The sequence below is a fragment of the Sphingobium aromaticiconvertens genome, from assembly GCF_037154075.1.
In the GTDB taxonomy this organism is placed as follows: domain Bacteria; phylum Pseudomonadota; class Alphaproteobacteria; order Sphingomonadales; family Sphingomonadaceae; genus Sphingobium; species Sphingobium aromaticiconvertens.
On record NZ_JBANRJ010000001.1, the window covers coordinates 4,516,439 to 4,531,866 of the forward strand.

10 protein-coding genes and 1 tRNA gene are annotated in these 15,428 nt (G+C 62.7%); 5 read left to right on the top strand and 6 right to left on the bottom strand.

Annotation, left to right across the window (positions count from 1 at the left end):
- Positions 1-5: 5 nt before the first annotated feature.
- Positions 6-1,334 carry a dicarboxylate/amino acid:cation symporter gene (locus WFR25_RS21945; RefSeq protein ID WP_336973693.1) on the bottom strand — a complete coding sequence of 443 codons (1,329 nt, stop codon included), beginning with the start codon at positions 1,332-1,334 and terminating at the stop codon, positions 6-8.
- A gap of 140 nt (positions 1,335-1,474) precedes the next feature.
- Between WFR25_RS21945 and WFR25_RS21950 the strand changes: the two genes are divergently transcribed.
- Together WFR25_RS21950 and WFR25_RS21955 are read left to right on the top strand one after the other, a co-directional pair.
- Positions 1,475-1,549 (top strand) — tRNA-Val (locus WFR25_RS21950).
- Between the two features lie 430 nt (positions 1,550-1,979).
- Positions 1,980-3,008: a family 43 glycosylhydrolase gene (locus WFR25_RS21955; protein WP_336973694.1), complete on the top strand. Its 1,029-nt coding sequence runs from the start codon at positions 1,980-1,982 to the stop codon at positions 3,006-3,008.
- Positions 3,009-3,041: 33 nt separating this feature from the next.
- On the opposite strand, the gene WFR25_RS21960 is transcribed toward WFR25_RS21955, so the two are convergent.
- On the bottom strand, positions 3,042-5,084 hold the full coding sequence (locus WFR25_RS21960; protein ID WP_336973695.1) for a beta-galactosidase: 2,043 nt from the start codon (positions 5,082-5,084) through the stop codon (positions 3,042-3,044).
- Positions 5,085-5,211: 127 nt separating this feature from the next.
- Between WFR25_RS21960 and WFR25_RS21965 the strand changes: the two genes are divergently transcribed.
- From WFR25_RS21965 to WFR25_RS21975, 3 genes are read left to right on the top strand one after another with little or no spacing between them, the layout of a single operon-like run.
- Positions 5,212-7,041: a beta-L-arabinofuranosidase domain-containing protein gene (locus WFR25_RS21965; RefSeq protein WP_336973696.1), complete on the top strand. Its 1,830-nt coding sequence runs from the start codon at positions 5,212-5,214 to the stop codon at positions 7,039-7,041.
- Between the two features lie 2 nt (positions 7,042-7,043).
- Positions 7,044-8,312, top strand: a complete 1,269-nt coding sequence (locus WFR25_RS21970) for a ribulose-bisphosphate carboxylase large subunit family protein (protein ID WP_336973698.1) — start codon at positions 7,044-7,046, stop codon at positions 8,310-8,312.
- A gap of 16 nt (positions 8,313-8,328) precedes the next feature.
- A complete protein-coding gene (locus tag WFR25_RS21975) occupies positions 8,329-9,627 on the top strand; it encodes a four-carbon acid sugar kinase family protein (RefSeq protein ID WP_336973699.1) in 1,299 nt (432 codons plus the stop codon).
- A 54-nt stretch (positions 9,628-9,681) separates the two neighbouring features.
- Here the strand turns inward: WFR25_RS21975 and WFR25_RS21980 are convergent, their stop codons facing one another.
- From WFR25_RS21980 to WFR25_RS21995, 4 genes are read right to left on the bottom strand one after another with little or no spacing between them, the layout of a single operon-like run.
- The gene (locus tag WFR25_RS21980) at positions 9,682-10,962 is read right to left on the bottom strand and encodes an MFS transporter (RefSeq protein ID WP_336973700.1); all 1,281 of its coding nucleotides are present in this window, start codon (positions 10,960-10,962) and stop codon (positions 9,682-9,684) included.
- Entirely contained in the window at positions 10,959-11,630 is a 672-nt protein-coding gene (locus WFR25_RS21985) for an aspartate/glutamate racemase family protein (protein WP_336973702.1), read from the bottom strand. Before WFR25_RS21985 ends, WFR25_RS21980 begins: the two co-directional genes overlap by 4 nt.
- Before the next feature lie 22 nt (positions 11,631-11,652).
- On the bottom strand, positions 11,653-13,263 hold the full coding sequence (locus tag WFR25_RS21990; protein WP_336973703.1) for an alpha-L-fucosidase: 1,611 nt from the start codon (positions 13,261-13,263) through the stop codon (positions 11,653-11,655).
- Positions 13,260-15,359: a beta-galactosidase gene (locus WFR25_RS21995; protein ID WP_336973704.1), complete on the bottom strand. Its 2,100-nt coding sequence runs from the start codon at positions 15,357-15,359 to the stop codon at positions 13,260-13,262. Before WFR25_RS21995 ends, WFR25_RS21990 begins: the two co-directional genes overlap by 4 nt.
- Between the last annotated feature and the right edge of the window lie 69 nt (positions 15,360-15,428).

Below are 15,428 nucleotides of genomic sequence, written 5' to 3' on the forward strand. Positions count from 1 at the left end.
ACGCGTCAGTCGGGCACCACTTCCTGCATGTCGGGTGTGGGATTGAGAGGAATGCCCGCCATGGCCGCGTCGAAACGTTCCCGGTCCAGCCCCTTTTCCCAGGCTGACACCACCACCGTCGCGACGGCATTGCCGATGAAATTGGTGAGGCTGCGGCATTCGCTCATGAAGCGATCGACGCCCAGGATCAGCGCCATGCCAGCAACCGGCACCGACGGCACGATGGACAGCGTGGCTGCAAGCGTGATGAAGCCCGCGCCAGTAACGCCCGCCGCCCCCTTGGACGAGATCATCGCCACCAGCAGCAGCAATATCTGCTCCTGAAGACTGAGATGCACATTGGTCGCCTGCGCAATGAACAGCGCCGCCAGCGTCATGTAGATGTTCGTGCCATCCAGGTTGAAGCTGTAGCCGGTGGGCACGACCAGCCCGACCACGGACTTGCGGCACCCGGCCCGCTCCATCTTCTCGATCAGGCTGGGCAGCGCCGCTTCGGACGAGGAGGTGCCGAGTACCAGCAGCAGTTCCGCCTTCAGATAGCGGATCAGGTGCAGGATGTTGAAGCCCACCAGTCGCGCCACGATGCCCAGCACCACCAACACGAATAGCAGCGAAGTGAGGTAGAAGGTCGCGACCAGCCCCGCGAGGTTGAGCAGCGTCCCGACGCCATATTGACCGATAGTGAAGGCCATCGCTCCAAAGGCGCCGATCGGCGCCGCCTTCATCAGCAGGGAAACGAGCTTGAAGACAGCATGGCTGGCCGATTCAAGGACGGTCAACAGCGGTTGCGCCTTGTCGCCAATCATGGTCAGCGCGATTCCGAACAGGATCGCGACGAACAACACCTGCAGGATATTGCCGTCCGCGACCGCCGACACCATGGTCGAGGGTATGATCTCCATCAGAAAGGCCGTCAGCGTGCGCTCATGCGCCTGATGCGCGAAATCGGCGACCTTGCCCGCGTCGAGCGTCGCCGGGTCGATGTTGAGACCCGCCCCCGGTTGCAGCACATTGCCGACGATCAGCCCCACGATCAGCGCCAGGGTGGAGAAAGTCAGGAAATAGCCGAACGCCTTGCCCGCGACGCGACCGATGGAGCCGAGTTCCTTCATCCCGGCAATACCGGTGACGAGGGTCAGGAAGATCACCGGTGCGATGATCATCTTCACCAGCTTGATGAACGCGTCCCCCAAAGGCTTGAGCGCCGTGCCTGTCTCCGGCCAGAAATGCCCGATGAGAACACCCAGCGCGATCGCGACCAGCACCTGGACATAAAGCTGACGATAAAGCGGCAATGTGGGCGTCGTCTGGATCGGTGATAGTGATGGTTGCATGGCTGGCGCGTCCCCCTGGTGCAGCGCAACATATGGGATGCCCCTCCCCTGTCCAGCCCAATACCAGCCTAATATGATCTTTCTCACACATTCCCGCTTGCATGGCTCAAGGACCGCCGCTATGCGCTGCCTTCCCAAGTGGGCGTGTAGCTCAGTGGTAGAGCACTGTGTTGACATCGCAGGGGTCGCAAGTTCAATCCTTGCCACGCCCACCATGGAAAACCCGGCAAGTCTAACGACTTAGCCGGGTTTTTCTATACCTACCGCTTTTTGCAATTCCGGGGTGTTGGTGAATTTTGGGGTGAAATTGCTCGCTCCATCCCGTCACCGGAGCCCACACAGCGTAGTTTTTAGGAGCAGGGAATTTCCCGATACGGTTAGTACGAGGCCGCTGGAAAACTGATTCGCCTCCCAACTCTCCAAACGTTTCGTTCGAGAACGAAGAAGGAGGCACAAGCCAACTTTGCGCATCTCATCATTTACCCGCCATGTCCCTATTCGTTGATCTTCAAAATAATAGATGTTATTATATGATTTTTAAGAAGCCCGGCCGGCAGGACAGGCGTAAAATGAGGGGCGAGGATGACAAACAGGCTAACTCGGCGACGTTTTATCGGATCAACCCTATTGGGCGCGGGTACGCTAATGATCCACAATGGGGCGATCGAGAGCGGGGCATTCGCGCGAACGATTGCGCCGCGCCCCGATCCTGTCGCGCCCTATCGCACGCCCTATAAATATGACCGCCTAATACTTGCCGGTTCAGGCGTGAAAGGGACGTTCGACGAGAAGCTGGTCGATTGCCCGTTCGTCTTCAGCCATGATGGCAAGTTCCACATGACCTATGTTGGCTGGGACGGAGGCGGCTATCAGACCGGGCTGGCCGTGTCCGACGACCTGATACAATGGACCCGCAAAGGCATCATCCTCGGCCGCGATCCCGATGATGCCTATACGCGCTATAATATCGCGTCCGCCTCCACCCTGCGCGAAAATGACATGCACTCGCCCGGTCGCCTGCTTAAGGTCGACGGGCGTTATGTCTGCGCATGGCACGCCTATCCAAGCGCAGGCTATGAAGAAGGACCAGCAGTCATCGGCCTCGCCTTCAGCAAGGATCTGATGCACTGGGAACGCACGCCGCCGATCCTGTTCCCGCAGGACGGCGCGCCATGGGAGGAAGGTGGCCTCTACAAGCCCTATCTGATCAAGGAGGGCGACACCTATTATCTGTTCTACAATGCCAAGACCAGGGGCAAGCCATGGGTCGAGCAGACCGGCCTTGCCACCTCCACCGACCTCAAGACCTGGAAGCGCCATCCGGGCAGCCCGCTGGTTCGCAATGGCGAACCCGGCAAGTCATGGGATTCGCGCTTTGCCAGCGACCCGGTGGTGATGCGGCATGGAAAACAATGGGCGCTCTTTTACTTCGGCCTCGCCAGCGACGGCAAGGCGCGCGACCTGCTGGCGCTGGGTGACAGTCTGACCAGCTTCAAGAAGGTGGACGAGATACTGATCGACGTCGGGCCGCGCGGGTCGATCGACGACAAGTTCGCGCACAAGCCATCGATCCTCTATCATGACGACGCGCTTTATCATTTTTATTGCGCGACGGGCGGCGACTGGCCGAACGATGTGCGCGGCATTGCCGTTGCGCGATCGAAACCCTGGTAAAATGGCGGGGCGGCACAACGGCCGCCCCTCTTTTCATTTCCCCAGATTGAACAGTGCGACACCGTGCGCGGCCATCGTGCCGTTCGCCCAATCACCCTGCGCCAGCCTCGCTCCCGAAGGCGGCGTGAGCGGGCGCGGCTCCTTTCCATGATTGATGACGATCAGCACCCGCTTGCCGCCGCCCGCGCGCTCGCTGATTTCCAGATCGGGATGGGCCGAGGGAACAAGCGGCGCGATCTTCGCCTGAGCCAGCAGGTCATCGGCGATCCTTCGCATCGCCGCATCGTCCAGCCATGCACCCAGATAGCTGATCCGCCCCTTGCCCACCGCCCGGCTGAGCAGCGCGGGCTTGCCGTCCAGCCAGCCGCCCGGCTCCGAATAGGTGGCAAGAACCTGCGTATCGGGCGCGGTCGGCTCCAGTGCTTCTGCCCAGAGGCTTGCCGTCGCCGTGCCAAAGCCGCCCTTGACCCCAACCGTCTCGTCCAGCGCATAGAACTGACTAACCCGCCCGCCCAGAAGGTCGCCCAGCGGGCCAGGCTGACGCTGGGGCCAGAGCGCATTGGCGTCGTCCTTCATGCCCGATCGCGGCCCGAGCAGCAGATGCCCTCCCCCCCGCACATAGGCAGCCAGCCGATCGGCCTGAGCCTGCGTGATGACGTTGAGGTTGGGCGCAACAACGATCGGATAGGCGGACAGGGCGTCATCCACCGACAGGATATGCACGCCCTGCGACGCGACGCGGAAGGGACGATAGGTCGCGACGAAGGATTTGACGGGGTCGAAATCCTTATTGTGCCGCTGAATGTCTATCGCCCAGCGACTGTCATAGGAGAAGAGCATGCCCACCTTCGCGGTCGGCTGTGTATCGGCTAGCAGCGTCGCGGCGGCCGTCATGCCCTTCGCGGTTTGCGCGATTTCCGGCAATATCGGGTTGGGCTGCCCATCCTGCCCCAATATGGCGCCATGAAAGGTTTCCTGCCCGTTCATCGCCGAACGCCATTGCCAGTAGAGTACCGCATCCGCACCATGCGACACCGCCTGCCATGCCATTTCCCGTACCTGTCCGGGGTCGAGCGCCCGGTTGACCGGCACCCAGTCCACCCGGCCCGGCTGCGTTTCCATCAGCCAGAAATTGCGCCGCTTGTAACCGCGCACCAGATCATGATTGGCGCCGTTGGCGACCCAGTCGGGGCGACCGTCCGGGATATAATTGTCCCAGGAGGCAATATCGAGATCGCGGTGCATCTGGAAATGGTCAAAGCCGCTGTTCCAGAACATCGTGTTCGTGGTGATGAAGGCGCGGCTGTCGATCAGCGGACGCATGACCCGCGCCTGATCCTGCACATAGCCGGTCCAGGTCGCGCTGGTGAAATGTTTGAAATCCAGCAACAAGCCCGGATTTTGCTGGCCGGTCGCGTGCAAGGGCACAGAATCGAAATCATCATAATGCTGGCTCCAATATTGGGTGGCCCAGCGTTCGTTGAGGGTTTCGATGGTCCCATAGCGCTGCTTGAGGAACTTGTGCCAGGCGGCCACCGATTCGGGATCGAAGGACGGCGGGCCGACTTCATTGTCGATTTGCCAGCCAACGATGGCCGCGTGATGGCCATAGCGTTTCGCCATTTCCTGCGCGATCCGGCGCGCGAAGACACGGTAACGAGCGCTGGCGAAGGAGAAATGCCGCCGCCCGCCATGTCCGGCGCGTGTGCCATTTTCATCGACCCGCAGCGTGTCGGGATAGGCCTGCGTCAACCAGGCGGGCGGCGCGGCGGTGGGCGTGCCCAGCACCACCATGAAGCCGTGCCGCTGCGCCGCCGCAATGGCACGATCGAGCCATGCAAAATCGAAGCGGCCCTCGGCCGGCTCCATCCGGCTCCAGGCAAATTCCGCCAGCCGCACCGTGTTGAAGCCCGCCGCGCGCATCATCTTGAGATCCGTGTCCCAGCGCGCTTCCGGCCAATGTTCGGGATACCAGGCAACGCCTACAGCGATCGCGGGCCGTTCGGCAAAATTGGTGGCGCGGCCAGGATGCTGTGGAACCTGCGCCGCCAGCGGTGTAATAATCGTCGCCAGCATCAAACTCCATGCTGCAAACCGCCTCGCACGACGCATTCCCTACTCCTCTTGCAATTTATACTATGATATGCCTAAATGGTCGCAACGCGCAAGATCGCGCATAAATCTTATAATTAACGGGGACAGGATGAGCCACGGCCACCATATGGATCAGAGCCTTTCACGGCGGGGCTTCATGCAGTGCGCCGTATGCGCCACGACGGCGGCCGGTGCGGTCGGCGGCGGGTCGAGCATAGCCTTTGCCGCAGCGGCGGCACGCGGCGGCAAGGAAGCGCTGCATGAATTTCCCTATGGCGCGGTCCAGTTGACCGGTGGCGTCATCAAGGAACAATATGACCATATCCAGGCCCATTATCTGGCGCTGGACAATGACCGCGTTCTGAAAGTCTTTCGCGAGCAGGCGGGCCTGCCTGCCCCCGGCCCGGACATGGGCGGCTGGTATGACAAGAATGGCTTCGTCCCCGGCCTGACGCTGGGCCAGTATATTTCCGGCATCGCGCGCATCGCCGCGACCACGGGCGACAAGGCCGCCCATGCCAAGGTGGCCAAGCTGGTCGAAGGCTATGGCGAGTTCATCACCAGGACGAAGAACCCCTATGCCGGTCCCAAGGCGCAGGACCAGTGGGCCGCCTATGTCATGGACAAATATGTCGTCGGCCTGATCGACGCCTATCGCCTGAGCGGTGTGGAGCAGGCCAAGGCGCTGCTGCCGATTACGATCGAAAAATGCCGCCCCTATATCTCGCCCATCTCGCGCGATCGGGTCGGCAAGGTCGATCCGCCCTATGACGAAACCTATGTCCTGCCAGAAAACCTGTTCCACGTCGCGGAGATCACCGGCGACGACAAATATCGGGCGATGGCAGTCCATTATCTGCTGAACAAGGAATGGTTCGATCCGCTGGCGGCGGGGCAGGATGTGCTGCCGTCCAAGCACGCCTACAGCCACACCATCGCGCTCAGTTCAGGCGCGCAGGCCTATCTGCATCTGGGCGACCCCAAATATCGCAAGGCACTGGAAAATGCCTGGACCTTCATGGAGCCGCAGCGTTTCGCGTCGGGCGGCTGGGGACCGGAGGAGCAGTTCGTGGAACTGCATCAGGGCAAGCTGGGCGCCAGTCTGAAAAGCTCCAAGGCACATTTCGAAACGCCCTGCGGCAGCTTTGCCGACATGAAGCTGGCGCGTTACCTGATGCGCTTCACCGGCGCGCCGGTCTATGGCGACGGGCTGGAGCGGACACTGTACAACACCATGTTGGCAACCCGCTTCCCCGACAGCGATGGCGGCTATCCCTATTATTCCAACTATGGTCCGGCGGCCGAAAAGCTGTTCTACCATCAGCAATGGCCCTGCTGTTCGGGGACGCTGGTGCAAGGCGTCGCCGACTATGTGCTGAACCTCTATTTCCACGATGACGACGCGCTGGTCGTGAACATGTTCGCGCCATCCAAGGTGAAGTGGGACCGGGCCGGTGGCGCGGTCGAGGTGGCGCAGGAGACCGACTATCCGGCCGCCGACACGACGCGCCTGACCGTCACCAACGCGGGCAATGGGCGTTTTGCCATGAAGCTGCGCGTTCCCGCCTGGGCAAAGGGCGCGACGTTGAAGGTCAATGGCACCGCGCAGGCCGTACAGCCGGGCACGCTGGCAACCGTCAACCGCAACTGGAAAGCGGGCGACATGGTGGAGCTTACCCTGCCGCAATCGCTGCGGACGCTCGCAATCGACGACAAAAATCCCGATACAGCAGCCGTGCTGCGTGGCGCGGTCATGTATGTGGGCCTTAATCCCTGGACCGGGGTAGAGAGCAAGCCATTGGCCTTGCCCGGCGCGCTCTCGCCGGTGCCGGGATCGAAGATCGCCTATTCGACGGAGGTGGAGGGCCGCAATCTTGTCTTCGTGCCCTATTTCACGGTCGGGCAGGAACGCTACAACACTTACTTCAATATCGGCTGATTATGAGCGATACCGTCAGCGCAACCTATTGGATCGAGACTGCCTTCCCGTTGGAACAGGCAGCCGCGACCATGGCAGGTGAACAGTCGACCGGCACCTTCATCCGGGTGCCGGGCGAAACCGACGAGTTGCGAGAGGCGCATGCCGCGCGTGTGGTCTCGATCGAGGAACTAGGCGATGCGCCCGCGCCTTCTTTGCCCGGCTCCGGTCTGCCCAAGGGTGGCGGTGACGGGCGGCGGCGGACGGCGCGCGTCACCCTGTCCTGGCCGGTGCATAATTTCGGACCATCGCTGCCCAACCTGCTGGCGACGGTCGCGGGCAACCTGTCGGAACTGAAGGCATTTTCCGGGCTGAAGCTGGTCGACCTCACCCTGCCACCGGTCTTTCTGGAACGCTATCAGGGACCGCAATTTGGCGTTGCGGGCACGCGGGCGCTGGCAGGGGTCCAGGACCAGCCGATGATCGGCACGATCATCAAGCCCAGCGTGGGCCTGTCGCCCGAAGCGACCGCCGCGCAGGTGAAGGTGTTGGTCGAGGCGGGGGTCGATTTCGTCAAGGATGACGAATTGCAGGGCGATGGTCCGGCCTGTCCATTCGATGCGCGGATCAGCGCGGTGATGCGCGTCATCAACGATCATGCCGAAAAGACCGGCAAGAAGGTGATGTTTGCGGCCAACCTGACCGGCGACATCGACGAGATGCTGGAGCGCCACGATCATGTGCTGCGCGAAGGCGGCACCTGCATCATGGCCAGCATGAATTCGATCGGCCTGCCCGCGATGAAGGCATTGCGCGCCCATTCTCAATTGCCGATCCATGGCCACCGCAACGGCTGGGGAATGCTGGGCCGCTCGCCCGCGACGGGCATGAGCTTCGTCGCCTATCAGAAACTGTGGCGGCTGGCGGGGATCGACCACACCCATGTGAATGGCATCGACAATAAATTCTGCGAGGAGAATGAGAGCGTCATCGCCTCTGCCCGCGAATGCCTGACGCCGATGTTCCCAGCCCCGCATGCGGGCTGTGAGGTCATGCCGGTCTTTTCGTCGGGCCAATCCGCGCGACAGGTGCCCGCAACCTATGCAGCGCTGGGATCGACGGACCTCATCTTTGCAGCGGGTGGCGGCATCATGGCGCATCCGGGCGGCCCGGCAGCGGGCGTGCGCGCGCTGCGGCAGGCGTGGGACGCGGCGGTGGCGGGCGTGGACCTGTCCGATGCGGCCAGCAATGCCCCCGAGTTGCGCGACGCATTGTCCGCCTTCGCCGCTTGACCGGTTTCGCGGTCTGATGGGCGACCTGCTCTATACCTTTTACGGGGACGATTTCACCGGATCGACCGATGTGCTGGAGCAATTGGCGGAGGGTGGCGTCCCCGCCATCCTGCTGCTGCGCGAACCCGATGAGGCGCTACTGAAGCATTTCGGGAATGCGCGCGCTATCGGCATCGCAGGCGATGCGCGCAGCCAGTCGCCCGAATGGATGGACGCGCACCTGCCCCGCGCCTTCGCCGCGCTGGCGCAGACGGGCGCGCCGGTCGTGCATTACAAGACTTGCTCCACCTTCGACAGCGCGCCGCACGTCGGCTCGATCGGCCGGGCGCTTGACATTGGCGCGCGGGAACTGGGCGGGATCGTGCCGATCCTTGTGGGGGCGCCGCATCTGGGGCGCTATCTGGCCTTTGGCACGCTGTTCGCGCGGGCGGGCGATGTCGTCCATCGCATCGACCGGCATCCGACAATGGCGCACCATCCGGTGACGCCGATGCATGAAGCCGACCTGCGGCTGCATCTGGCGAAGCAGACCGACGCGCGGATCGCGCTGACATCAATCGACCGGATTCAGGCGGGCGAGGCGGAGAGCTTTTTCCTGCAAGCGGTGGATGATGGCGCAGACGCGATGCTGTTCGATGGCGTCGATGAGCCAAGTCTGGTCGCCGTGGGGCAAGTGCTGCTGGCGCATCAGCGCGAGCGTTTCCGGTTCGCCGTCGGTAGTTCGGGCGTTACCCGCGCCCTTATCCACGCCTGGCATGCGCAGGGCATCGTTCCCCCGCCGATTACCCTCCCCCGCGCCGCGCCGGTGGACCGATTGCTGGTGATGAGCGGCAGTTGTTCGCCCGTAACCGGCGCGCAGATCGCGGCCGCCCGCGCAAGCGGCTATGCCACACTCCAGGCCGATGTCGACGCGCTGTTGCAGGGTGCGACGGACGAGGAAGAGCGGCTGGTGGAGGCCGCGATCCGTGAGCTTGAAGCCGGACGCAGTCTGGTCATCCATTCCGCCGAAGGGCCGCTGGACGCGGACACGCCCGCCGCCGGTGCCGCCATCGGTGCAGCGCTGGGCCGGGTCAGCCGGACGCTCGTGCTGCGCTCTGGCCTCTCCCGCCTGCTCTTCGCGGGCGGCGATACCTCCAGCCATGGGATCGCGCAATTGGGGCTGGATGCGCTCAGTTGGGCCGCGCCGCTGGAGCGGGGTGCGCCGCTGGTGCGCGCCCATGCGTCCGAAGCGGCGCTTGATGGGCTGGAGCTTGTGCTCAAGGGCGGCCAGATAGGCAAGCCCGACTTTTTCGAAACAGTGCGCCTCGGCGGCTAAGGTCGTTTCGTAATCGGCCCGCACAGACGATCCGCGCGGGCCGATGGCGTTGTTCTATAGCTGCGCCGGGGCGATCGCGCCTTCCGTCAGCGTTGGCGGCGCCTTCTGGTCGAAACCCTTCGTGCAGTCGATCCGCGAGAACAGGACCGCTGCGATAAGCACCATCAGCGCCACGCCCTGCACCGGCAGGGTGTAATTACCGGTCGCGCCAATCATATAGCCAATGACGACCGTGCAGACGAACCCGCCAAGATTGCCGGCGGTGTTCATGACGCCGCTCGCCGTGCCGCCATATCGCCCGCCGATCGCCATGCACATCGCCCAGGCAGCGGGCAGCATCAGGTCCATGACCGCGAAGGCCGCGCCGGCGAAGATCACGATCATCAGCTTGCTGGTGGCAAGGCTCATCAGCACCAGCAGGATCGCGGTGCCCAACAGGCAGACGCTGGCGATGCGGCTATAGGCTTTGCGGATGCCGATCCGTTCGGCCAGCCGATCGCACAACAGCCCGCCCGCCAGATTGGCGACAATGCCCAGCAGGAAGGGTATGGAGCCATAAAGGCCCATTTCGGCGATGCTGAAATGCGCGCCGTTGACCATCCAGGTAGGGAACCAGTTGAAGAAGAACCAACTGCCAAAGGCATAGAAGCAATATGCGAGCGCGATCAGCCATAGCTGGGGGAGGCTGAGCAATTTGCGCCAGGGCGTCCCCGCATGGCCCGCACCGCCGTCGTCGCCAATTTCCGTAACCTCCTCTGCCGTGATTCCGGGCTGCTCGGATGGGCGATCATGGTAGAAAGCGCGCCAGCCAATGGCCCAGGCGAAACCGATGACCCCCAGCACGACGAATACGGCGCGCCAGCCGAACTGCGCCTGAAACGGCACCAGCAACAGCGGTGCGAGCGCTCCGCCAAACCGGCTGGCCGCCCAGATGACCCCCTGCCCCCGCGCCCGCTCCCGCGCGGGCAGCCAGCGGTAAAGGACGCCCGACATATTGGGATAGGCACCCGCTGCGCCCAGCCCGAAGAGAAAGCGCGCGCCCGTCAACTGCCAGAAATTGCGGCACAGCGCCGTGGCTGCTGTGAAGACCGACCACCACAGGGTGATGCGGGTCAACTCCTTGCGATAGCCATGTTTGTCGCCAAGCGCGCCGGAGGGTACTTCGAATACGGCATAGGCGATCACATAGGCGCCCAGCACCCAGCCCCATTGTTCGGGCGTGATCCCCAGATCCTTCTGGACCGCCGGGCCTGTGACCGCGATCGCCATGCGGTCGAGAAAGGTGATGACCGACAGGATGCCGAGCAGCCCGACGACAGCATGGCGTTTTTTCATTTGGGCAAGCCTTGCAGCACGTCACGCGCGCGCTCGACACCCAGTTCGGGGCTGGAGAAGACCGGCGCGGGCACGGCGCCTTCGGGCAGGGTCAAGAGGACGCGCGCCATCGACGCCTGCGCCAGCACGATGGCATCGACGCCAGCCATATGCCTGGTCAGCCCTTCGCCGACGATGCGGTCATGGGTCGCCCCATCCCCGGCCATCACCGCCTCGAACGCGCCTTCGCACAGATGCTCGACAATCTCGATATCGCGGCCCTGTTCCTGCGCGACACGGCGGACAAGATCGGCGGTGGGCGCAAGCGTGGTCGACAAGGTCGCCAGCACACCGACGCGCTTGCCCAGCGCCACGGCCTTTTCCGACATGGGACGATCCACGCGCAGCACCGGCTTGTCATGCAGCAGGGCCGCAATGTCGACCGCCGGACCGATGGACGAGCAGGTGACGAGCGTGGCGTCCGCACCCGCGTCAAAGGTCGAGCCGACCAGCGCGATCAGCCGTCGCATCGTCGCCTTTTCCAAATGCCCGGCGGCAATCGTGTTCTTGATCAGGCTTTCATCGACGAAGTGCAGGATGCGCACGCCCGGCATGATACGGGCGGTCAATTCGTTGAACATCGGACTGAGCGTCGGCGAAGTATGGAGAAGGGCGAGGGTCTGCATCATGTCTCTCCTGTCGGGCGGGCTTTCAGCCCTTCTTGAAACTTATACGAAGCGCATAGGGCATGGCGTCACTACCGTTAGCGGGCAAGGTTATGGACAGCCCCTTGTCGGTCTGCTGCCAAACGATCTTGCCGCCGTCGAGCAATTCGATCCGGTCGATCGGCTTTTCGAGATAGGGTGTGCCCGTATAGAGCGTCTTGATCAGCACCGCGCCATCCTTCGGCCGCTCCAGCCCCAGCGCATAAAGGGTGTCACCCTTGGTCGTGAAGCGGATGTCGGCGGGGGTGAAGCCCTTTGTCACGGACTCCTCGACTTGCCCACCGACGCGGACCTGCCCGGATTTGGTCGGGCCTTCGCCGAAATAGAGGTAGGGGCGGGTGTCATAGATCGCCTCGCCATTGACCTTCAGCCAGGCGCCCATGCCGCGCAAGACGGTGGAGATTTCCTCCGGGATCGTCCCGTCGGCCTTTGGCCCCACATTCAGCAACAGATTGCCGTTCTTGCTGACGATGTCGATCAGGTCGGCGATCAGCGACTTGGGCGTGCGATAGGTGTCGTCCTTCGCATAGCCCCAGCTATGGACGCTGACCGATGTGTCCGATTGCCACGGCGTCAGCTTCAGCGCGTCGGTTTTGCCCCGCTCCATGTCAAACATGGCGCTGCCTTCGGCGAACTGCGACCCCTTGTAGGCGATGATGCCGGGGGCTTTCCACGCGTCCGAGCGGTTGTAATAATAGGCCGCCGTGTCGCGCATCAGCGGCTCGAACAGGGGCGAGGAGGTCCACCAGTCGAAATAGATCAGCTCGGGCTGATATTTGTCGATCAGTTCCGAGGTGCGCGCCATCCAGTCGTTGAGGAACGGCTTGTTTGGCGGCATCCAGTTTTGCAGCAGATCGCTGTCAGGCCAGGCCGTCGGCTTGTCCGCAGGCAGGCCGGTGGGCGCCGCCGGTCCGTAGAGGCCCGCATATTTCGGATTATTGACATCGGAATCATAGCTGCGCCCGGCATGATACCACCACCAATGTTCCGCGCGGTGGGACGACAGGCCGAAATGCATGTTCTGCGCCCTCGCCGCCTTGGCAATGTCGCCCACGACATCGCGGCGCGGCCCCATTTCAGCGCTATCCCACTTGGTGAAGTCGGACGCATACATGGCAAAGCCGTCGCAATGTTCGGCAACCGGCACGACATAGCGCGCGCCCGCATCGGCGAACAGTTTCACCCAGCCATCGGGATCGAAGCGTTCCGCCTTGAACTGCGGAATGAAATCCTTGTAGCCGAACTTGGATTGCGGGCCGTAGGTCTTGATATGATGGTCATAAGCCTTGTTGCCCGGCGCATACATGTTGCGCGAATACCATTCATTGGCGAAGGCCGGGACCGAATAGACGCCCCAATGGATGAAGATGCCGAACTTGGCGTCGCGGAACCATTCGGGCGTGCGATAGGCGCGAAGGGAATCCCAATCGGCCTTGAACCGTCCGTCGGTTATACCGCGCTGGACCTTAGCCAACTGCGCCTCGACCGCCTTTGGCTTATAGTCCATCGGCCATGGCTCTGGCGCTGCCTTTTGCGCCAGAGCGGGCAGCGGGAGAAGTGCAAGGGCGGCGGCGGTCGCCAATAGTCTCTTCATCATTTGCGCACATCCTGCAAAACGGCGACCCCTTCGGCCGCCAGCGTGATGGAGGTCTTGCGACCACCCTCCAATATATCGTCCATAGTCCGGGGCAGCGTAACCGACCGATCTTCCCGTCCATGGTTGATGAGGATCACGATCGACCGCCCGTCCCCTTCGCGGGTCATCAGTTCGACGTCGGCCGGCACGGGGAAGTCTCGGGCGACCCCTGCCCCTTCCAGAGCGCCGTCGATCAGTCCCTTCATCAGTCCCTGATCCAGCAACGCACCGACATAGGTGATCCGCCCCTTGCCCACGCGGCGGGTGATGGCGGCAGCGTGACCGTCCAGCCAGCCATTCGCCTTGCCATAGCGCAGCAACGTTTCGACATCGGACGCCTTGATGGAGAGATCCTCCGCCCAGATCGTCGCCTTGCCCGACCCCACTTCGACAGGCTCGTCCAACGCGTAAAATTGCTCGACCTGTCCGCCGAGCAGATCGGCGAGCAGCCCCGGCTGACGGCGCGGCTGGAGCCGGTCATAATCGTCCCGTTGGCCCGATCGCGGCCCCAGGATCAGATGCCCGCCACCACGCACATAGGCGGTCAGCTTCTTCGCAAGATCGTCGTTGATGATGGAAAGGTTGGGAGCGACCACCAGCTTGTAGCGGTCGAGCGGTCCCTGCGCCTCGACAATATCGACGCTGCCCAGCGCATCCTTGAGCGGCGCATAATAATCGAGCAGCACCGATATCTGGTCATAATCCTTGTGATGCGGCTGAAAGTCGATCGTCCAGCGGCTGGGATAATCCTGAAGGATCGCGACCGGCGAAACCGGCGACGTGCCGACGATCGCGGGCGCGGCCTTTGCCATGTCGCGACCGATGCGGCTGACTTCCTCATACACCGGCAGCGGCTTACCGTCCGGGCCAAGGATCGAACCATGCATCGTTTCCTGTCCGTTCAGCGCATTGCGCCACTGCCAGTAAAGGATGCCGTCCGCGCCATGACCGATCGCCTGCCATGCCATCGCCCGCGTCTCACCAGGGTAAAGCATGTTGCTGACCGGCGCCCAGTTTACGAAGCCCGGCTGGATTTCCATCACCCAGAAATTCTTGCGCTTCCAACCGCGCACCAGATCATGCGTCGCGCCATTGCGATAGGATTTGAGGTGTCCGGTGCCGACATAATTGTCCCAGGACGCGAAATCGAGGTCGCGGTTGATGGCATAGCGATCAAAGCGGTTGGCCCAGCCAAGACCGCCCAGATTGGTGGTGATGAATTGCGCGGGCAGTGCATGGGCGCGGATCGCGTCCAGCTGGTTCTTCTGAAAGGCGACCCACTGGCTGGTGATGAAGCGCTTGCACTCCAGCATCCAGCCCGGATTGCCCTTGTCGGTGTTGAAGGGCACCTGCGTCCAGTCGCTATAGGTTTGCGACCAGTAGGCCGTCGTCCAGGCATCGTTGAGCTTGTCCAGCGTGCCGTATCGCGCCTTCAGCCAGTCGACCCAGGCAGCACGCGCGGCGGGATCATAGCTTTCGTCGGTATATTCATTGCCGATCTGCCAGCCGATCACATTGGCCTCGCGCCCCAGCGCCTGCGCCATGCGCGACACGATGTCGCGGCTAAGCTGGCGGTAATGGGGGTCGGAGATGGAGAATTGCCGCCGACCGCCATGACCCAGCCGTCTGCCGTCACTGTCGACGCGCAGCACTTCGGGATATTTCTGGGTCATCCAGGCGGGCGGCGTATCAGTCGGCGTGCCGATCACCACTTTTATGCCATAGCGGTCGGCCAGCCGCACCGCGCGGACCAGCCAATCCATGTCATATTGCCCCTCGATCGGCTCCATCCGGCTCCAGGCGAATTCGCCGATCCGCACGACATTGGCGCCATGCGCTTTCATCAGCCGCAGATCTTCGGCCCAGCGTTCTTCTGGCCATTGTTCGGGATACCAGGCGGAACCCAGCCAGAGATTGTCGAACTGCGCCTGCCCCGATGCCGCGCTGGCGCCGGGGGCTGGCGCGGCCTGCGCCATGGGGGCGGAGAAAAGCATCGCCGACAGCAGCAGGGCAGAGCCGCCAAGCCTTTGAAACATCCTGCCAGCTTTTCGCGACACGCGTGCCCTCCTTCAATTAGTATGTTTATATGATATTTCTTGCAGATGCGCTATTAGTATGACTAAAGA